Source organism: Novosphingobium sp., assembly GCF_040079535.1.
Lineage (GTDB): Bacteria > Pseudomonadota > Alphaproteobacteria > Sphingomonadales > Sphingomonadaceae > Novosphingobium.
This window is the reverse complement of the sequence record NZ_JBEBKB010000042.1, coordinates 1-19,712: the sequence shown is the minus strand read 5'-3', so window position 1 is coordinate 19,712 and position 19,712 is coordinate 1. Positions and strand designations below refer to the sequence as shown.

General features: G+C 63.0%; 18 protein-coding genes and 1 tRNA gene. 14 read left to right on the top strand and 5 right to left on the bottom strand.

The annotated features are described in order from the left end of the window. Positions 1-1,085 (bottom strand): formimidoylglutamate deiminase (locus ABL914_RS11920; protein ID WP_391563405.1); only part of this gene is annotated, 1,085 nt, incomplete at its 3' end. 89 nt (positions 1,086-1,174) lie between these two features. Between ABL914_RS11920 and hutI the strand changes: the two genes are divergently transcribed. Genes hutI through ABL914_RS11890 form a run of 6 tightly spaced genes read left to right on the top strand, consistent with a single transcriptional unit; the run spans position 1,175 to position 9,082 of the window. Beyond that, positions 1,175-2,371, top strand: a complete 1,197-nt coding sequence (gene hutI, locus ABL914_RS11915; RefSeq protein WP_391563404.1) for an imidazolonepropionase — start codon at positions 1,175-1,177, stop codon at positions 2,369-2,371. Continuing rightward, a complete protein-coding gene (gene hutH, locus ABL914_RS11910; protein ID WP_391563403.1) occupies positions 2,368-3,906 on the top strand; it encodes a histidine ammonia-lyase in 1,539 nt (512 codons plus the stop codon). The genes hutI and hutH overlap by 4 nt, the downstream gene beginning before the upstream one ends. Further along, positions 3,903-4,709 carry an N-formylglutamate deformylase gene (gene hutG / locus ABL914_RS11905; RefSeq protein WP_391563402.1) on the top strand — a complete coding sequence of 269 codons (807 nt, stop codon included), beginning with the start codon at positions 3,903-3,905 and terminating at the stop codon, positions 4,707-4,709. The genes hutH and hutG overlap by 4 nt, the downstream gene beginning before the upstream one ends. Beyond that, the gene (hutU, locus tag ABL914_RS11900) at positions 4,709-6,373 is read left to right on the top strand and encodes a urocanate hydratase (RefSeq protein ID WP_391563401.1); all 1,665 of its coding nucleotides are present in this window, start codon (positions 4,709-4,711) and stop codon (positions 6,371-6,373) included. The genes hutG and hutU overlap by 1 nt, the downstream gene beginning before the upstream one ends. A gap of 43 nt (positions 6,374-6,416) precedes the next feature. Beyond that, a complete protein-coding gene (locus ABL914_RS11895) occupies positions 6,417-7,721 on the top strand; it encodes an amidohydrolase family protein (RefSeq protein ID WP_391563400.1) in 1,305 nt (434 codons plus the stop codon). A gap of 26 nt (positions 7,722-7,747) precedes the next feature. Then, on the top strand, positions 7,748-9,082 hold the full coding sequence (locus ABL914_RS11890; RefSeq protein WP_391563399.1) for an MFS transporter: 1,335 nt from the start codon (positions 7,748-7,750) through the stop codon (positions 9,080-9,082). 37 nt (positions 9,083-9,119) lie between these two features. Here ABL914_RS11890 and ABL914_RS11885 read toward each other — a convergent pair whose 3' ends face one another. Both ABL914_RS11885 and ABL914_RS11880 read right to left on the bottom strand, forming a co-directional pair. Next, a complete protein-coding gene (locus tag ABL914_RS11885) occupies positions 9,120-9,248 on the bottom strand; it encodes a hypothetical protein (protein ID WP_391563398.1) in 129 nt (42 codons plus the stop codon). 92 nt (positions 9,249-9,340) lie between these two features. Further along, a complete protein-coding gene (locus tag ABL914_RS11880; RefSeq protein WP_391563397.1) occupies positions 9,341-9,631 on the bottom strand; it encodes a GNAT family N-acetyltransferase in 291 nt (96 codons plus the stop codon). Positions 9,632-9,682: 51 nt separating this feature from the next. Here ABL914_RS11880 and ABL914_RS11875 point away from each other — a divergent pair, with 51 nt between their 5' ends. Then, positions 9,683-10,678 (top strand): threonine aldolase family protein, encoded by a 996-nt coding sequence (locus ABL914_RS11875; RefSeq protein ID WP_391563406.1) that lies wholly within the window; start codon positions 9,683-9,685, stop codon positions 10,676-10,678. Then, entirely contained in the window at positions 10,675-11,577 is a 903-nt protein-coding gene (locus ABL914_RS11870) for a DMT family transporter (RefSeq protein WP_391563396.1), read from the top strand. Before ABL914_RS11875 ends, ABL914_RS11870 begins: the two co-directional genes overlap by 4 nt. Here ABL914_RS11870 and ABL914_RS11865 read toward each other — a convergent pair. Beyond that, positions 11,548-12,339 carry an SDR family NAD(P)-dependent oxidoreductase gene (locus ABL914_RS11865; RefSeq protein ID WP_391563395.1) on the bottom strand — a complete coding sequence of 264 codons (792 nt, stop codon included), beginning with the start codon at positions 12,337-12,339 and terminating at the stop codon, positions 11,548-11,550. The two genes, ABL914_RS11870 and ABL914_RS11865, sit on opposite strands and share 30 nt — an antisense overlap. A gap of 57 nt (positions 12,340-12,396) precedes the next feature. Between ABL914_RS11865 and pepN the strand changes: the two genes are divergently transcribed. From pepN to ABL914_RS11840, 5 genes are all read left to right on the top strand, one after another. Beyond that, complete coding sequence (pepN, locus tag ABL914_RS11860; protein WP_391563394.1) at positions 12,397-14,985, top strand: aminopeptidase N; 2,589 nt, start codon at positions 12,397-12,399, stop codon at positions 14,983-14,985. Beyond that, complete coding sequence (gene pgeF / locus ABL914_RS11855) at positions 14,978-15,745, top strand: peptidoglycan editing factor PgeF (protein ID WP_391563393.1); 768 nt, start codon at positions 14,978-14,980, stop codon at positions 15,743-15,745. The genes pepN and pgeF overlap by 8 nt, the downstream gene beginning before the upstream one ends. A 215-nt stretch (positions 15,746-15,960) precedes the next feature. Beyond that, on the top strand, positions 15,961-16,524 hold the full coding sequence (gene petA / locus ABL914_RS11850; RefSeq protein WP_391563392.1) for a ubiquinol-cytochrome c reductase iron-sulfur subunit: 564 nt from the start codon (positions 15,961-15,963) through the stop codon (positions 16,522-16,524). 11 nt (positions 16,525-16,535) lie between these two features. Continuing rightward, entirely contained in the window at positions 16,536-17,816 is a 1,281-nt protein-coding gene (locus tag ABL914_RS11845) for a cytochrome bc complex cytochrome b subunit (protein WP_391563391.1), read from the top strand. Positions 17,817-17,845: 29 nt separating this feature from the next. Next, the gene (locus ABL914_RS11840; protein ID WP_391563390.1) at positions 17,846-18,670 is read left to right on the top strand and encodes a cytochrome c1; all 825 of its coding nucleotides are present in this window, start codon (positions 17,846-17,848) and stop codon (positions 18,668-18,670) included. 90 nt (positions 18,671-18,760) lie between these two features. On the opposite strand, the gene aqpZ is transcribed toward ABL914_RS11840, so the two are convergent. Continuing rightward, positions 18,761-19,459: an aquaporin Z gene (gene aqpZ, locus ABL914_RS11835; RefSeq protein ID WP_391563389.1), complete on the bottom strand. Its 699-nt coding sequence runs from the start codon at positions 19,457-19,459 to the stop codon at positions 18,761-18,763. Between the two features lie 154 nt (positions 19,460-19,613). Here aqpZ and ABL914_RS11830 point away from each other — a divergent pair. Continuing rightward, positions 19,614-19,687, top strand: a tRNA-Gly gene (locus ABL914_RS11830). The last annotated feature ends 25 nt before the right edge of the window (positions 19,688-19,712 follow it).

The following is a 19,712-nucleotide window of genomic DNA, read 5'->3' as shown; positions in this document are numbered from 1 at the left end:
CCGCCAAACAGCGCTGCACCCGTGCTGCCACCGGGCCCCGCCGCGAACACATTGCGCGACTGGGCCGAAAGCCGCTGGCCGTATTCAAGCCAGCGCAATTCCTCGCCGGCGTCGATCATGACATTGGAATCGCTGCCCACCCCGAACCGCCCGCCCGCCGCAAGATAATCGGCCGCGCGAAACAACCCGTCGCCAAGATTTGCCTCGGTAATCGGGCACAGCCCTGCCACCGCACCGCTTTGGGCCAGTGCGCGGGTTTCCTCAGCAGTCATGTGGGTGGCGTGAACCAGGCACCAGTTGCGGCCGATCGGGGCGTGGCCCAGCAACCATTCCACCGGGCGCTGTCCGCTCCAGGCAAGGCAGGCCTCCACTTCGGCGATCTGCTCTGCCGCATGGATGTGGATCGGGGCGGAGCCGGCCATTTCGGTGAGTGCGCACAGCTGATCAGGCGTCACCGCGCGCAGCGAATGCGGGGCCAGGCCCAGCACCGCATCGGGCAGTACTTTCAAGGCCGCCGCGCTATCATCGCGCAGCGCCGCAAACCGATCGAGCGAGCACACAAACCGCCGCTGGCCAGCCCCCGGCTCAAGTCCGCCAAACCCGGAATGGGCATAGAATACCGGCAGCAGGGTCAGCGCGATCCCGCTTTCCTGCGCAGCTGCCGCAATCGCCCCGGCCATCGCTGCGCCGTGATAGGGCGCGCCGTGCGGATCGTGGTGGAGATAGTGAAACTCGCCTACCCGGGTGAACCCGCTTTCCAGCATCTCGGCATAGGCCATTGCCGCGATGACCGCCATATCATCGGGCGTCAACCGATCGACAAAGCGGTACATCGTCTCTCGCCAGGTCCAGAAACTGTCCGCATTCTGGCCGCGCTGTTCGGCCAGCCCGGCCATCCCGCGCTGGAATGCGTGGCTGTGCAGATTGGGCAATCCCGGCAGTGCAGTGGCATGGCTTGGTTCGCCCGGGTGCGGCGCGGCGCCGGTTTCAATCCGCCGGACCAGACCGTCAGCCAGGTGCAGCCGAACCCCGCCAGCCCACCCTGAAGGCAGCAGTGCTTCGGCAAAATGGACTGTGTCGGTCATCCGCGCCTCGAGTTTCGGTTGGATCAAAATCACTCTATACAGCCGTTTCATTATGTCTATACATAATTCCGACTCCCATGGAGAACCTGATGCGAGCAACCACAATCTGGACCAACGCCCGGCTGCTGACCATGCGCCCCGGCGCAGCGCCGGTTGAAGGCGGCGTGGTTGCGGCGCTGGATGGCCGGATCATCTATGCTGGCGCGGCGGACCAGGCCCCTGGGTTTGAATCCGATACGGTAATAGATTGCGCGGACCGCTGGATTACCCCGGCGTTGATCGACCCCCACACCCACCTGATTCACATGGGCAACCGCGCAGCAGAGTTTGAGCAGCGGCTTGAAGGGGCCAGCTATGCTCAGATCGCCCAGGCCGGCGGCGGGATTGTTTCAACCATGCGCGCCACCCGCGCTGCCAGTGTGGAACAACTGGCCGGGGCCGCCCTGCCGCGGCTGGATCAGCTGATTGCCGAGGGGCTGGGAACGATCGAAATCAAGAGCGGCTATGGGCTGGAGCTGGCCGCCGAACTGAACATGCTGCGCGCGGCGCGGCAGCTTGCAGATTTGCGGAACGTGCGCGTTGTCACCACATTCCTGGGGGCCCACGCGCTGCCGCCAGAATTTGCCGGCGATCCAGATGGCTACATCGATCAGGTTTGCACCGAAATGCTACCAGCCGTCGCCGCCGAAGGGCTGGCCGATGCGGTCGATGGCTTTTGTGAAGGGATTGGCTTTACCCCTGCACAGATCGAACGGGTCTTCGTGAAAGCGCGCGAACTGGGGCTCCCGGTCAAGCTTCATGCCGAACAGCTTTCGAACCTTCACGGCGCGGCGCTGGCGGCGCGCTATGGCGCGCTGTCGGCCGATCATCTCGAACATCTCGATGCCGCTGGGGTGGCCGCAATGGCGCAGGCCGGAACCACCGCGATGTTGCTGCCGGGGGCCTATTACTTTTGCCGCGAAACCCAGCTGCCGCCGGTGGAACTGCTGCGTCATGCCGGGGTGCCGATTGCCCTGGGAACCGATTGCAACCCCGGCACCAGCCCGCTCACTTCGCTGCTGCTGGCGATGAATATGGCCGCAACCTGTTTCCGGCTTACCGTGGCCGAATGCCTGACCGGGGTTACCCGAAATGCAGCCCGGGCACTGGGCCTGCACAATGAATGCGGCAGCCTTGAACCGGGCAAAAGCTGCGATCTGGCGATCTGGAATATCGAGCAGCCAGCCGAACTGGTTTACCGCATGGGGGCCAGTCCGCTCCATGCCCGGGTGTGGAGAGGTCAATGATTACGCTGATTCCAGGAGAGGTCACGTTCGCTCAGTGGCAGGCGATTTATCAGGGCGCGTCCGGCCGGCTCGATCCCGCCAGCGCCCCGCGGATTGCTGCCAGCTCGGCAGCGGTGGAGCGGATCCTGGACAGAGGCGAGCCGGTTTACGGGATCAACACCGGGTTCGGAAAACTGGCTTCGGTGCGGATCGCCGATGATGAACTGGCGCTGCTTCAACGCAATATCGTGTTGAGCCATGCGGCCGGAACGGGTGAACCCTCGCCGGGGCCAGTTGTCCGGCTGATGATGGCGCTAAAGCTGGCCAGCCTGGCGCAAGGGGCCAGCGGCGTGCGCCCGGCAACCGTCGCGCTGCTTGAAGAAATGCTGGTCCGCGGTTTGAACCCGGTGGTCCCGTGCCAGGGTTCGGTCGGCGCCAGTGGCGATCTGGCTCCGCTCAGCCATATGACCGCGGCGATGATCGGGGTCGGTCAGATCGACTATGCAGGACAGCGGATGCCCGCCGCCGATGCCCTTGCCCGGGCCGGTCTTGCGCCGTTGATGCTTGGCCCGAAAGAAGGGCTGGCGCTGCTTAATGGCACCCAGTTCTCAACCGCCAATGCGTTGGCCGCGCTGTTCGGGGCCCAGCAGTTGTATCGCTCGGCGCTGGTCACCGGCGCACTTTCAACCGAAGCGGCCAAGGGATCGGATACCCCGTTCGATCCCAGGATTCATGCGCTGCGCCGCCACAAGGGTCAGATCGAAACCGCCGCCGCGCTGCGTGCGCTGATGGGCGGAAGTGCGATCCGGGCAAGCCATGCGATTGACGATCCGCGGGTCCAGGATCCCTATTGCCTGCGCTGCCAGCCGCAAGTGATGGGCGCGGCGCTTGATCTGTTGCGGCAGGCGGCCACAACCTTGCTGACCGAAGCGAACGGTGTCTCGGACAATCCGCTGATCTTTGCCGCCGATCAGGCCGGGGGGCAAGACGCGGCGCTATCGGGAGGCAATTTTCACGCCGAACCGGTGGCCTTCGCAGCGGATATGATCGCGCTGACCTTGTGCGAAATTGGCTCTATCGCCGAACGCCGGATAGCCATACTGGTCGATCCGGCGCTGTCTGGCTTGCCGGCTTTCCTTACCCCCAAACCGGGGCTCAATTCAGGCTTCATGATCCCGCAGGTAACCGCCGCCGCGCTGGTCAGCGAGAACAAGCAGATGGCCTATCCGGCCTCGGTCGATTCGATCCCGACATCGGCCAACCAGGAAGACCACGTATCGATGGCGGCGCATGGCGCGCGGCGCCTGGCCGGGATGCTGGCCAATGCCGAAGCAGTGCTGGGGATAGAGCTGTTGGCGGCCGCCCAGGGCTGTGATTTCCACGCTCCGCTGGCGTCATCCACTGCTCTTGAAGCCGTGCGGGGGGCGCTGCGGGCACAGGTCCTGACGCTGGACGATGATCGCCATTTCCATCCCGATATGCAGGCCGCCGAAGCCCTGATCCGGTCGGGCGCCGTGGTAGCGGCAGCGGGGCAAGATTTGCCGGCGCTGGCATGAGCGGCTGGTTGAAAGTCCAGCGCGGGGATGCGCCCCTGATCGTCGCCTTTCCGCATGGCGGGACCGAACTGGGCGGGGTTGAGCCGCGCTTTGCATCGGCCTGGCTGGCGCAGCGCGATGCCGATTGGTGGATCGCTGATCTGTATGACTTTGCCGCAGATCTGGGCGCCACAACCGTCTCCACAGTGGTCAGCCGCAGCGTGATTGACGTAAATCGCGATCCCTCCGGCGCGTCGCTCTATCCCGGCATGGCGACCACCGAACTGTGCCCGACCACAACCTTTGATGGCGCGCCGCTCTACCGCAGCTTTGATCCGGAAGAGGATGAAATCGGATGGCGGCGCAAGGCGTTCTTCGATCCCTATCACGCCGCGCTGGCCGCAGAGATCACGCGCCTGCGCGCCCTGCATCCGCGCGTGGTGCTGTATGATGCCCATTCGATCCGCAGCCGGATCGCGCGGCTGTTTGATGGCGAGCTGCCCCAGTTCAACCTGGGCACCAATGGCGGGACAACTTGCGATCCGTTGCTGGAAGCCATGCTGACGCAAGTCTGCGACAAGTCTGGATACAGCTGGATCGCCAATGGCCGCTTCAAGGGTGGCTGGACCACCCGGCACTATGGCTCGCCGCAAGCAGGCGTCCATGGGGTGCAGATGGAACTGGCGATGCGCGGTTACATGGCAGAACCAGATTTGCCGGACGAGGCCAACTGGCCCGGTGCGCTCCACCAAAGCCCTGAAATCCTGCCCACGCTGCGCGCCTTGATCGGTGCTTGCCTGACCTTTGCAGAAGGATCGAATTGATGACCCGTATCGACAATGCCCGCGTGATCCGCCCAGCCACCGGGATGGAGCGTACTGCTGGCAGCTGGCTAACCGAAGCACCCTTGCGGATGCTGATGAACAACTTGCATCCCGATGTGGCTGAAAACCCGGCTGAACTGGTGGTTTATGGCGGGATTGGCCGGGCCGCGCGCGATTGGGAATCGTATGACAAGATTGTTGAGACCCTGCGCCGCCTGAAAGATGATGAGACGCTGCTGGTCCAATCGGGCAAGCCGGTGGGCGTATTTCGCACCCATGCCGATGCCCCGCGCGTGCTGCTGGCCAATTCAAACCTGGTGCCCAAATGGGCCAACTGGGAACATTTCAGCGAGCTCGATAAAAAGGGCCTGGCGATGTACGGCCAGATGACTGCGGGCAGCTGGATCTACATCGGCAGCCAAGGCATCGTGCAGGGCACTTACGAGACTTTCGTTGAAATGGGCCGCCAGCACTGCGGCGGCGATCTTTCAGGCAAATGGCTGCTCACCGCCGGGCTTGGCGGGATGGGCGGCGCGCAGCCGCTGGCCGCGACGATGGCCGGGGCCAGCTGCCTGGCGATCGAATGCCAACGCAGCCGGATCGAGATGCGGTTGCGCACCGGTTATGTCGATCACATGGCTGAAACGCTGGACGAGGCGATGGCCTTGATCAACGCTGCTTGCGCGGAAAAACGCGCAATCTCGGTCGGTCTGCTGGGCAATGCTGCCGAAGTGCTGCCGCAAATGCTGGACCAGGGCATCCTGCCCGATCTCCTCACCGATCAGACCAGCGCGCACGATCCCGTCAATGGCTATCTGCCCGCGGGATGGAGCGTGGACGAATGGATCACCAAGCGCGAGCGCGAACCCGAGGTGGTTTCAAAGGCGGCCAAAGCCAGCATGGCAGTCCACGTCCGCGCGATGCTTGAATTCCAAAAGCGCGGCGTGCCAACCACCGATTACGGCAACAACATCCGCCAGGTCGCGTTCGATGAAGGCGTGGAAAATGCCTTTGCCTTCCCCGGCTTCGTGCCGGCCTATATCCGCCCGCTGTTCTGCCGCGGGATCGGCCCGTTCCGCTGGGCCGCGCTATCGGGCGATCCGGAGGATATCTACAAGACCGACGCCAAAGTAAAGGAACTGATCCCGGATAACCCCGATCTCCACCGCTGGCTGGATATGGCCAAAGAGCGCATTCATTTCCAGGGCCTGCCGGCGCGAATTTGCTGGGTTGGGCTGGGCGATCGCCACCGGCTGGGCCTGGCTTTCAATGAAATGGTTGCATCGGGTGAGCTCAAAGCCCCGGTGGTGATCGGGCGCGATCACCTCGATTCGGGATCGGTCGCCAGCCCCAACCGCGAAACCGAAGCGATGAAGGACGGCAGCGACGCGGTTTCCGATTGGCCGCTGCTCAATGCCTTGCTCAACACCGCCAGCGGCGCAACCTGGGTTTCGCTGCATCATGGCGGCGGCGTGGGGATGGGCTATTCGCAGCATTCGGGCATGGTGATCGTGGCCGATGGCACGCCCGATGCGGCGCGGCGGCTGGAACGTGTGCTGTGGAACGATCCGGCCACTGGCGTGATGCGCCACGCCGATGCGGGATACGAGATTGCGCTGGATTGCGCACGCGAGCAGGGCCTGGATCTGCCGGGAATTCTTTAGGACACTACCACCGCGCCCGAAGGCCGGAATAAGGGAGAGGATTATGCGTAAGAGCGCGCTCGTACTGGCACTCGCTGTGCTATCCTTGGGGGCGGCATCACCGCGCAGCACTTTGCAGGTGATCCATGCCGGAGCCTTGATCGATGGCACCGGCGCCACGCCGCGCCAGCGTGTATCGATTATTATCGAAGGCGAACGGATTGTTGCGGTTCAGCCGGGGTTCGTCTCGCCTGATGGAGCATTTGTAATCGATTTGGCGGACTCGACCGTCATGCCCGGTTTCATCGACGCCCATGTCCACATTGCCGCCAAATTGCCAAGCAGCACAAATATGGTCGAGGACTGGCTGACCCATTCGGATATCGATCGCGCTTTTGACGGCGCCAAATTCGGCGGCGCAATGCTGCAGCAGGGTTTTACTGCCGCTCGCGATGTTGGCGGCGGGCCCGATACGGTGGCGCTGCGCAATGCCATTGATGGCGGCAAGGTAGCTGGGCCCCGGTTGTGGGTCGCGCTCGAAGCTTTGGGGCCAACTGCTGGCCACGGCGATGCCCGCTATGGAATGGACTCGCAGCTTTCGCACCCGGGCTGGGGCAACAGCATTGTCGATTCGGCTGAACAGGCCCGCGCGCGGGTGCGTGAACACAAACGGCGCGGCGCCAATCTGATCAAGATCATGCCATCGGGCGGGATCGCCTCCTCGGGCGATGATCCGCGGCAAAAGCTGATGGAGGATGATGAAATCGCCGCCGTTGTCACCACCGCGCACAGCCTGGGGATGAAGGTTGCGGCCCACGCCTATCCCTCGACGGCGATCGACGCAGCTGTGCGCGCCGGGGTGGATTCGATTGAGCATGGCTCGTTCGCCTCGCCCGCCAGCTTCGCGCTTATGAAAGCCAACGGCACGGTTCTGGTCCCCACGCTTACGGTCTATGATGTGTTCTACAAGGTCGCCCGCGACAATCCTGAGCTGCTGCGTCCTGGCACGGCGGCCAAGGAAATGGCGAACGACCTGCTGCCCAAGCAGAACTTCCCTTTCGCGCTCAAATCAGGCGTCCGGATCGTGTTCGGTACAGACCTTGGTGAAGGCGATCACAGCACGGAATTTCGCCTGTTCATCGAAGGCGGCATGTCGCCGATGGAGGCAATCCTGTCGGCCACCCGCAATGCAGCTGAATTGCTGGGCGCGTCAGGCGATATCGGCTCTGTGCAGCAGGGCCGCTATGCCGATCTGGTCGCAGTCAAAGGCGATCCGCTGAAAACACCAGCGCTGCTCGGGCAAGTCGGGTTTGTCATGAAAGGCGGGATCGCGGTCCGGCTCAACGGAACGCCGGCGGCCTTCAGATAGAACACCACACAATCAGGGGAATGGAAATGGCGGGCGGCACTTTCGATCAAACCGAAGCAGGCGTCGATATTCTGGGGCCGCTGCCGATGTCACGGCTGCAAATGGCGGCGGTGGCAATCACGGTCGGGCTCAACGGGCTCGACGGCTTCGATGTCCTCGCGATCAGCTTCGCCTCGCCGGGGATCGCCAGCGATTGGCAGATTGACCGCGCCGCGCTGGGATTTGTCCTGTCGATGGAACTGATCGGGATGGCGATCGGATCCATCCTGTTGGGCAATCTGGCCGACCGGATCGGCCGCCGCCCGACCATGCTGGGATGCCTGATCGTGATGACGCTGGGGATGGCCCTGGCCACCACCGCGCAGGACGTGACCAGCCTGTCGATCTGGCGGGTGCTGACCGGGCTTGGGATCGGCGGAATGCTGGCCGCGACCAACGCCGTCGCCGCCGAATTTTCCAACGCCCGCCGCCGCAGCTTGTGCCTTGCGCTGATGGTGATCGGTTATCCGCTGGGCGCGGTGATCGGCGGAGCCATTGCGGCCGGGTTGCTCGATGGTGGCCATTGGCGGGTCGTGTTTGAATTCGGTGCGATAGTCACCGCGTTGTTCATCCCGCTGGTTTGGCTCTTCGTGCCTGAATCAGTTGATTATCTCGCCAAGAAGCAACCCGTCAATGCGTTGGCGCGGGTCAATCAGACCCTGGCGCGGATGGGCCACCGGGCGCTAGAGGTCTTGCCGAAAACTGACTCTGGCCCGGCCAAAACCTCCATCGCAGCGCTGTTCAAGCCGGGGCTGGTGCTGACCACACTGTTGGTCACGATTGCCTATTTCGGCCACATCACAACCTTCTATTTCATCCTCAAGTGGACGCCAAAGATCGTTGCTGACATGGGTTTTGCGCCCGGATTGGCGGCAGGTGTGCTGGTCTGGGCCAATGTCGGCGGGGCGCTTGGCGGTGCCTTGTTTGGACTGCTCACCTTGAAGTTTGGCTTGAAGCCGCTGACCCTGGCCGCGCTGGTTCTCTCGGCCATCATGGTAGCAGCGTTCGGGCGCGGACCAGACGACCTGACCCAGCTTGCGGTGATGGCGGGGGCTGCGGGGTTCTTCACCGAAGCCGGGATTGTCGGCCTCTATTCCGTTCTCGCGCAGGTTTTCCCGACGCAGGTCCGGGCCAGCGGGACCGGGTTCGCGATCGGCGTTGGGCGCGGCGGGGCTGCGCTGGCACCAATTCTGGCCGGGCTGCTGTTTCAGGCAGGTTATGGCTTGCAAGCTGTCGCAATCGTGATGGCTGTTGGCTCTTTAATTGCCGCAGGCGCTTTGTTTTTCCTGCGACAAGTTGGAACGCGATCGCCCGCACGATAGCCTGCGCGCAGGTTGGCGCGGGCAATCGCGTGAAACGCTAATTCGCTTTCCACTCAGGTGTATGGCTGGCCATTAGCGCGCGTTTGACGTTTTGGCCTTTGGAGCTGGTGTTGATCCAGAACAAGCCGACCGCCGCAAAAGCGAAGGCATAGAAGACATAGCGCATGGTGCGTCCCTTCCGCTGCGATTGTCTGGTCTCTGGCGGCACCGTGGGCTCGCAACAGTAAAGCGCGTCTAAGCGGGGGCGGTTACCCGATTTTAAGCAAGAAGATCGGCCCAATCGGGATGCCGATTGAACTGCGCGGCAACATAGGAGCAGCTGGGCACGATCCTGAAGCCTTGGCCGCGGGCATCGGCGATCAGCGCGTTGACCAGTTTTCCTGCCACCCCGCGCCCGCCAATTTCCGCCGGGACCAGCGTGTGATCGGCCACCCGCGCGCCGTTTCTTAGAACCCAGGTCAGCCGCCCGATTGCCTGCGTTCCGGCAACATGGGCACGGTATTCGCCCTTTTGATCATTGCCATGATGCGTGACGGTAACCTGATCCAATCCGGCCTCCTTGCTTGACGCGGCCTATGCGGCCTTCCATGCAAGATGGTGATGCAATTCCTGTCAGACAATGCCGCCGCTGTTCATCCCAAGGTTTGGGATGCGATGCGCGCCGCCGATGGTCCGCAGCCGCCCTATGACAATGACGGCCTTAGCCAGGGGCTTGACGCGGCATTTTCAGCACTGTTCGGCCGGCCGTGCGCGGCGATCTGGACCGCAACCGGCACATCGGCCAATTGCCTGGCCTTGGCCGCGATGGTCCCGCCGCACGGCGGGGTGCTGTGCCACCGCGAGGCGCATATCGAAACCGACGAATGCGGCGCGCCGGGGTTCTACACGCATGGGGCCAAGCTTATCCTGCTGGAAGGCGAAGGAGCCAAACTGGCACCCGGAACGATCGATGCCGGGCTCGCCGCGATCCGCAAGGACGTCCATCAGGTCCAACCGCAGGCGCTGTCGATCACCCAGGCCAGCGAATATGGGCGCTGCTATCGCCCGCACGAAATGGCTGCACTGGCCGCTACGGCAGATCGGCACGGGCTTGGCCTTCATGTCGATGGCGCGCGGTTTGGCAATGCCGTGGCCTTTCTGGGCTGCCCGCCGTGGCAGGCCTGCCAGGGCGCGGCGGCGCTCAGCTTTGGTTTTGTCAAGAATGGCGGGATGGGCGCCGAAGCGCTGGTGTTGTTTGATCAAGGCCTTGCCGATCTGGTGCGGTTGCGCCGCAAGCGCGCCGGGCATTTGCAATCAAAGGGCCGGTTCATGGCGGCGCAGATCCTGGCCATGCTGGACGGCGATCTGTGGCTGGAAAACGCTCGCGCTGCCAATTTGGCTGCTGCTGCCCTGGCCGCGGCGGCGGGCGGCCGGCTGATGCATCCGGTAGAAGCAAACGAGGTATTTCTGGTCCTGTCCGATGCCGAGCGAGCCGCGCTGCGCGGTCAAGGCTTCTCATTCTATGATTGGGGGCCAGCCGGCGCGCGGATAGTCACTGCCTGGAACAGTGATCCCGATCACGTCGCCGCGCTCGCTCAAGCCATTTCCGCGCTGTGACAGCGCAGCCCGCACCGCGCAGCCAGGCCCGCAACCTGGCCGGTTTCGTGCTGATCGCGCTGATTTGGGGATCAACCTGGCTGGTGATCAAGGACCAGATCAGCGTGGTGCCCGCGCCGTGGTCTGTCACCTGGCGGTTTGGTCTGGCTGCCATCGCGATGTTTACCCTGGCAGCGGTGCGGCGCGAGCCGCTGATGCTTTCAGGCGAGGGCTTGCGCCTGGCCGCGTTGTTCGGGCTGTTCCAGTTCAACCTCAATTTCCAGTTCGTCTATGCCAGCGAACGCTATCTTACATCGGGCTTGGTTGCGGTGTTTTTTGCGCTGATGCTGGTGCCAAATGCAGTGATGGCGCGGGTTTTTCTGGGCGCGCGGTTTGGGGGGCGGTTTGTGGCCGGCAGCGTGGTGGCGCTGGCCGGTATCGCGCTGCTGCTAACCCACGAATACCGCGCCGCGCCGGCCGGCATCGATGTGCTGGGAGGCGTTGTGCTGGTGCTGGGCGCGGTGATGTGCGCTTCGATCGGCAATGTTCTGCAAGGCACCGCATTAGCCCGGCGACAGCCGGTAGTTACCTTGCTGGCCTGGGGGCTGGCCTTTGGGGCTATGGGCGATGCACTTTATGCCTTTGCCCTGCACGGCGCGCCGGTGCTTGATCCGCGTCCGCAATATCTGTGGGGGGTGGCCTATCTGGCGGTGATCGGCACGGTCGCCACGTTCCCGATCTATACCGCGCTGATCCGCGAATGGGGGCCGGGCAAAGCCGCCTATAACGGGGTTGCGGTGCCGGTGGTGGCGATGCTGCTTTCTACGCTGTTCGAAGGGTTTCGCTGGACCGGCCTTGCCGTAAGCGGCGCCTTGCTGGCGATGGCCGGGCTATTGATTGCGCTGGGCGGACGCAAATAGCGCCGCCAGCCCCTCGCGGTAGCCGGGATAGACCGGCCGCCAGCCCAGCACCCGCTTGGCCTTGCCATTGGCGACGCGGCGGTTCTCGGCATAGAAAGCGCTGGCCATAGGGCTGAGCTGCGCTTCGTCCAGGCTTTGCAGTGGGGGCAGTGGCGCATCCAGAAGGCGGCAGGCCTGCTCGATCACCGCGTTCTGGCTGCACGGCTGATCATCGGCAATGTTGTAAGCCCCCGCCGGGGCATCCAGCGCCAACAGTGCTGCGCTGACGATATCGTCCACGTGGACCCGGCTGAACACTTGCCCTGGCAGATCGATCCGCCGCGCGGCACCTTGGTGGACGCGTTCCAGCGCGGATCGGCCAGGCCCATAGATCCCCGGCAGGCGCAGCACCCGTGCCCCGCGATCCAGCCAGTGGCCATCGGCCTCGGCGCGGGCGGTGCGGCGGCCGGTTCCCGTCGGCGCGCTTTCATCGGCCCAGGCGCCGCCGCAATCTCCATAGACCCCGGTTGACGAGAGGTAGGTCAGCGCTTTGCCGGCAAGTGCATCGCCGTACCGTTCCAGCACCGGATCACCATCGCCGCCGGGCGGGACCGAGCTTAGCACTTGCGCGCTATCGGCCAGCGCCAAACGGACCACGCCTGTATCGTCAAACGAAAGCGTGCCGGCGCGCCCGGTTGAGACGAGTTCCCAGCCGCGCGCCTGTGCCGCGGCGGCGATCCGGGCGGCGCAATAGCCAAGGCCGAAGATGAAAAGACGGGGCATGGACGATTCAATAGCCCGCAGCGCTGGCAATCGGAAGCGGCATGGCTAGATAGGGGTATGGATATTTCATCAACCCCCCCCGCCCCTACCGTTATCCACCGCGCCGATTACCAGCCGCCCGCATGGCTGGTTCCCGAAGTGACGCTGGCCTTCAATCTCGGGCTGGAACAGACCAAGGTGCTGGCGACGCTCAAAGTACGGCGGGGTGGCGCCAGCCAGACCTTGCGGCTCAATGGCGATGGAATTTCCGCTGAAGCGGTGCAGGTCGATGGGCAGCCCAGCAATTCATGGCGGATGGAAGGGGCTGATCTGCTGGTCGATCTACCCGGCGATGCCCATGAAGTTGCGATTGCCACCGCGATTGATCCCAAGGCCAATACCCAGCTGATGGGGCTTTATGCCTCGAACGGAATGCTTTGCACCCAGTGCGAGGCAGAGGGGTTCCGGCGGATCACCTTCTTCCCCGATCGGCCCGATGTGCTGTCGGTCTATACCGTCCGGATGGAGGGCCCCAAGGACCTGTTCCCGGTGCTTCTTTCCAACGGCAATTGCACGGCGCAGGGCGATGGGCCGCTGCCCGGAACCCATCACGCCATCTGGCACGATCCCTGGCCCAAGCCGAGCTACCTGTTTGCGCTGGTGGCGGGCGATCTGGTGGCCAACCACGATACTTTCACCACCTGTTCGGGCCGCAAGGTTGATCTCAACATCTGGGTCCGGGAAGGCGATCAGGACCGCACCGGCCACGCGATGAAGGCGCTGCAGGATTCGATGCGCTGGGACGAGCAGGTGTTTGGCCGCGAATACGATCTTGATCTGTTCAACATCGTTGCCGTTTCGGATTTCAATATGGGGGCGATGGAGAACAAGGGGCTCAACGTTTTCAACACCCGCTACATCCTGGCCGATGCTGATACCGCAACTGATCTGGACTATGACGGGATCGAAGGGGTGGTCGCGCACGAATACTTCCACAATTGGTCGGGCAACCGGGTGACTTGTCGCGATTGGTTCCAGTTGAGCCTCAAGGAAGGCTTCACCGTGCTGCGCGACCAGTTGTTCAGCCAGGACATGGGCAGCGCTGCGGTCAAGCGGATTGAGGATGTGCGGGTGCTGCGTTCGGCCCAGTTCCCTGAGGATTCGGGGCCATTGGCGCATCCGATCCGGCCCGATGCCTATCAGGAGATTTCGAACTTTTACACCGCGACGGTCTATAACAAGGGTGCCGAGGTGATCCGGATGATCCGCACACTGGTGGGGGCAGAGCGGTTTCGCAAAGGTACCGACCTGTATTTTGAGCGCCACGACGGTGAGGCCGCGACCTGCGAACAATTTGTCAAGGCGATCGAGGACGGCGCCGGGATTGATCTGGCCCAGTTCCGCCTGTGGTATTCGCAGGCCGGCACTCCGCGGGTTACAGCCCGGCTGGATCATGAAGACGGCGTTGCCACGCTGATCCTGGCCCAGCAGGTTCCGCCCACGCCAGGCCAGGCTGAAAAGCAGCCGATGGTGATCCCGCTGCGGATTGCCCTGTTCGATCCCATCAGCGGCAAGCACCAGGGCGAACGGCTGGTGGTGCTGGACCGGGCCGAGATGCAATTTGCCTTTCCCGGATTTACCGCGCGCCCGGTCCTGTCGCTGAACCGGGGCTTTTCCGCGCCGGTGGCAATCGATGCTGATCAGGGCGCGGCGGATCTGATGTTCCTTGCGGCCCGCGATGATGATCCTTTCGCTCGCTATGAGGCATTGCAGCAGCTGGTGGTCGGCCACCTGATCGGGGCGCTTGATGGCGCGTCCGATCCTGCCGGCCGCGCGGCGATCGGCGATGCCTTTGGCGCGGTGATCGCTGATCCCGGACTTGATGATCTGATGCGCGGCGAATTGATGATCCTGCCGGGCGAAGCCTATCTGGCCGAACAGTTGCTGATTGCCGATCCTGCCGCGATTCGCCGCGCCCGCGAAGCGCTGAAGGCATGGCTTGGACAGACGCTGGAAGATCAGCTGCTGGCCTTGCATGCCCGGGCCAGTGCGGTGCCCTATAGCCTTTCGGCGCAGGCGCGCGGCAGCCGCAAGCTCAAGACCCAGGCGCTGGCACTGTTGGCGGCCGGGGTTCCCGATTCTGCTGCGCAATTGGCCGCCAAGCAGTTTGACGGGGCAGATAACATGACCGACCGGCAAGGCGCGCTGATGGTGCTGGCCGGGCTTGAAAGCCCGCTGCGGGCAAAGAAACTGGCCGCGTTCCATGCGCGCCATTCCGGCGATGCGCTGGTGATCGACAAATGGTTTTCGCTTCAGGCGGGCTCGCTCCACAGCGATGCGCTGGCCCAGGTCAAGGCGCTGGCCGGGCACAGTGATTTCACCTTGAACAATCCCAACCGGGTGCGGGCGCTGTACATGGCGGCAGCGGTAAATCCGGGCGTATTCCATGTTGCTTCGGGCGAGGGGTATAGCCTGATCGCCGATCTGGTGCTGGCGCTGGATCCGATCAACCCCCAGACGGCGGCGCGCTTCATTGCGCCGCTGGGGCGTTGGCGGCGGATCGAGCCGGTCCGCGCCGCGCTGATGAAGGCCGCGCTAGAGCGGATTGTGGCCCAGCCTGGCCTATCCAGGGATACCTTTGAACAGGCGAGCAAAAGCCTTGGCTGATCCGGTTGAAGTCTTTCAGGCTGATGCGCTGGCTGGAACGCGCCACGGCTTTCTGGGCCGGCGCGGCGGTGTTTCGACCGGGCTGGTCGCCGGGCTCAACGCCGGGCTTGGATCACCCGATGAAGCGCAGGCTGTGGACCAGAACCGGGCGCTTGCACTGGAAGCGGTGGCTTCGGGCTGCAGGTTGGTATCGGTCTATCAGGTCCATTCGGCCACTTGCGTGACCGTGGCTGAACCGTGGAGTAATCTTGATCGGCCCCAAGCCGATGCCCTGGTTACCGATCGGGCGGGCCTTGCGCTGGGGATCGTCACCGCCGATTGCGCGCCGGTTCTGCTGGCCGATACGCAGGCCGGGGTGATCGGCGCGGCGCATGCCGGGTGGAAGGGCGCAGTCGCCGGGGTGACCGATTCCACGATTGCCGCGATGGAGGCGCTTGGCGCGCGGCGAGGCCGAATCGCGGCTGCGGTTGGCCCCTGCATCGCGCAGGCCAGCTATGAGGTTGATTGCAGCTTTGCCGATCGGCTGCGCGGCGATGATCCCGGTAATGCCCGGTTCTTTGCTGCGGGCCGCCCCGGCCATGCCTGGTTTGATCTGGAACTTTATGTTGCCCAGCGGCTTGAATCGGCGGGAATTGGCCGGATTGAGCGGCTTGGCCTGGATACCTATCCCGATCCGGCGCGGTTCTTTTCCTATCGCCGGGCGACCCACCTTGGCGAGCCTGCCTATGGCCGGCAATTGGCGCTGATTGCCCTGGCATAGGGCTGTTGCAATGCCTTCAACAGCTATGACCAATTTCGCAGTTGGCAGCGCCGGGCTTCGCGTCTATCAGGCCCGCCAAATCGTGGGCAATTCCCCCACTTGCGGGGCGCTTGCGGTTGGCTTAGGGGCTTGCCTTGGAGCAGAGTTTGAGGGGGTCGTTACGGGGGCGTTAAGTGCGCATCCGGCGCGGCCTGAATAACAGGATCGGTTCGACCATGGCACAAGATGCGGCAATCGACACACCCGTCGCCCACGGCGGTGATGGCGTGCGGCGGCGCGATTTCATCAATATCGCAGCGGTTAGCGCTGCTGGCGTCGGCGGACTGGCGGTGGTCTATCCGCTGGTCAGCCAGATGTCGGCTTCGGCCGACGTGCTGGCTGAAAGTTCGACTGAAATTGATATCGCAGCAGTTCAGCCGGGCCAGGCAATCAAGGCGGTGTTCCGCAAGCAGCCGGTTTTCATCCGCAATCTGACCCCGGCCGAAGTGGCCGAAGCAGGCAAGGTTGATGTCACGTCGCTACGCGACCCACAGACGCTGCAGGAACGCACCAAGGAGGGCCACGAAAACCTCCTCATCACCATGGGCGTCTGCACCCACCTGGGCTGCGTGCCGCAAGGTGCCGGCGCGGGCGAGGTGAAGGGTGAGTTTGGGGGCTATTTCTGCCCCTGCCACGGATCACATTATGATACCGCCGCGCGCATCCGCAAGGGCCCGGCTCCCAAGAACCTGCTGGTGCCAGATTACGAAATCACCGGCACTGTCGTGAAGATCGGCTGAGGTAGACCATCATGAGCTTTCCCTGGTCCAAGGAATACAAGCCCAGCCACCCGCTGATGACCTGGCTTGATGATCGGCTGCCATTGCCGCGGCTGGTCTATAATGCGGTTGGCGGCGGCTATGAAGTGCCGCGCAACCTTAACTATTTCTGGAACTTCGGGTTCCTGGCGGGTTTCGCGCTGGTGATCCAGATCGTTACCGGCGTGGTGCTGGCGATGCATTACGGCGGCGATACATCGGTGGCGTTCAATTCGACCGAGCACATCATGCGCGATGTCAACTGGGGCTGGATGCTGCGCTATGGCCATGCCAACGGCGCGGCCGCGTTCTTTGCGGTGATCTATCTCCATATCTTCCGCGGGTTCTATTACGGCTCATACAAAGCCCCGCGTGAGATGATCTGGCTTTTGGGTGTGGTGATCTTCCTGCTGATGATGGCCACCGCCTTTATGGGCTATGTGCTGCCGTGGGGCCAGATGTCCTATTGGGCGGCGCAGGTGATTACCGGGCTGTTCGGCGCAATTCCGGGGATTGGCGAACCGCTCAAGGAATGGCTGCTAGGCGGATTTGCACCGGGCAATGCCACCTTGAACCGATTCTTCTCACTCCACTTCCTGCTTCCGTTCGTGATCCTGGGCGTTGTGATCCTGCACATCTGGTCGCTGCATATCCCGGGCTCTTCAAACCCGACCGGGGTTGAGGTGAAAAGCAAAAGCGATACCGTGCCGTTCCATCCCTATTACACCGGCAAGGATGGCTGGACTGTTGGGCTGTTCCTGATCATCTATTCGCTGTTCGTGTTTTACATGCCGAACGCGCTGGGCCATCCGGATAACTATATTCCGGCCAACCCGATGCAGACCCCGGCCCACATCGTGCCCGAATGGTATTTCTGGCCGTTTTACGCGATCCTGCGCAGCTTTACCCAGAACTTCATGTTCTTCGAAGCCAAACTGCTTGGTGTGCTGGCGATGTTTGCCGCGATCCTGGTGTGGTTCTTCCTGCCGTGGCTGGATAAATCGCCGGTCCGTTCGGCTACCTATCGCCCGATGTACCGCAAGTTCTTCTGGGTGCTGGTGATCGACGTGCTGATCCTGGGCTGGCTGGGCGGCGCCCCGGCAGAGCAGCCCTATGTGCTGATCTCGCAGCTGGCGACGATGTATTACTTCCTCCACTTCCTGGTCATCGTGCCGATCGTTTCTTCGATCGAACGGCCCGATCCGCTGCCCTTCTCGATTACCGAGAGCGTTCTGGGTAGCGACGGCGCGGCCAAACTTGAAGCCAACAGCTGACCCCTGGGACAGAGACGAAAGAGAGCACCATGATCCGCATCTTCTCCATCCTTGTCGGCCTGTTTTTCACAGCGGCGCTTGCCTGGTCGCTTGTGATCGACACGGTCCAGCTGGGCAAAGACGGCCTGCCGAAAAACGCTGCGCATGAATTTGGCAAGGCCCATGATCTCAAGCCGCTCAAGCTGGCCAGCGACGGGCCCTTCGGCAAATTTGATCAGGCCCAGCTGCAACGCGGCTTTGCCGTCTATCAGGGCGTTTGCGCCTCGTGCCATTCGCTCAGCCAGGTATCCTATCGCAGCCTGGCCGCGCTTGGGTATGAAGATGCCGAGCTTAAGGCGATTGCCGCCAAGGCAACGATCAACGCCAAGGACCCGCTAACCGGTGAGATGAAGGATCGTCCGGGCATGCCCTCGGACAAGTTCCCGGCGGTCGTCTATGGCGGCGTGGGCAGCCCGCCCGATCTTTCGCTGATCACCAAAGCGCGCCACGGTGGGGCATCCTATGTCTATTCGCTGCTGACCGGCTATGAAGCCACCCAGCCGGCTGATCTGATCAAGCACTTCCCGGATTCAAAGACCGGCAAGGACATGCATTACAACCCGTATTTCGCCAATCTCAACATTGCGATGGCGCCGCCGCTCGCCTCCGACGGACTGGTAACCTATTCGGACGGGACTGTGGCCAGCAAGGATCAGATGGCCAAGGACGTTGCCGCGTTCCTGGTCTGGACGGCCGAGCCGGAGCTGAACCAGCGACATCAGACCGGGTTGTGGTGGATCCTGTTCCTGGTCTTCGCAACCACGCTGGGCTACATGGCCTACCGCAACATCTGGGCGGAGAAGAAGGGGCACTAGGCGCCCTCATTCCATCGGCCCAAAAGACAAAGGCCCCCGCAACCTGGGTTGCGGGGGCCTCGTTGTTTGTAGCCCTTGGTGCGGGCCCGATCAATCCTCGCAGATCAGCGTGCGATAGATCCAGCCGCCCAGGGCCCCGCCGATCAGCGGTGCGATCCAGAACAGCAGCAATTGCTTGATCGCCCAGCCGCCCATGATCAGCGCCGGTCCGGTGCTGCGTGCCGGGTTCACCGATGTGTTGGTGATCGGGATCGAGATCAGGTGGATCAGCGTCAGGGCCAGTCCGATCGCGATCGGGGCAGCGCCCATCGGCGCCAGCTTGTGCGTGGAACCCATGATTATCAGCAAGAAGAAACAGGTCAGCAGAACTTCGGCAACAAAACCCGCAGCCATGCTGAAATGGCCCGGTGAGAAATCGCCATAGCCATTGGCCGCCAGCCAGTTACCCTTGGGGACCCAACCCGCCTGCCCTTGCAGCAGATAAAGCAGGACGAACGCAGCCAGCACCCCGCCCACAACTTGCGCCGCAACATAGGGCAGGATGTCCTTCGCCGGAAAGCGCCCGCCAGCCCACAAGCCGACAGTTACTGCCGGATTGAAATGCCCGCCCGATACATGGCCCACGGCATAGGCCATGGTCAGCACGGTCAGGCCAAAAGCCAGGCTGACCCCGGCAAAGCCGATCCCCAGTTCCGGAAACGCCGCCGCGAACACGGCGCTGCCGCAGCCGCCAAAGACCAGCCAGAAAGTGCCGAACAATTCGGCCCACAATGCTCTTATGTTGTTCATCATCCCCTCCATTTTTCGCCTCTGTGTGAAGCTGGCGCAAAGCTGCGACAGTTCGTGCCCGGGGTAAAGCATCAAAAAATAGCAGGGTGTCCCAGAACGATTGACCAAAAGCCGGTGCTGGAGCATAGCGCGCAAACCCAAGCCGCAAGGCCGGGCGGGTATAGCTTAGTGGTAAAGCACCAGCCTTCCAAGCTGGCTATGCGGGTTCGATTCCCGCTACCCGCTCCACTCCCCTGTCCGTTGACGTCCGTAT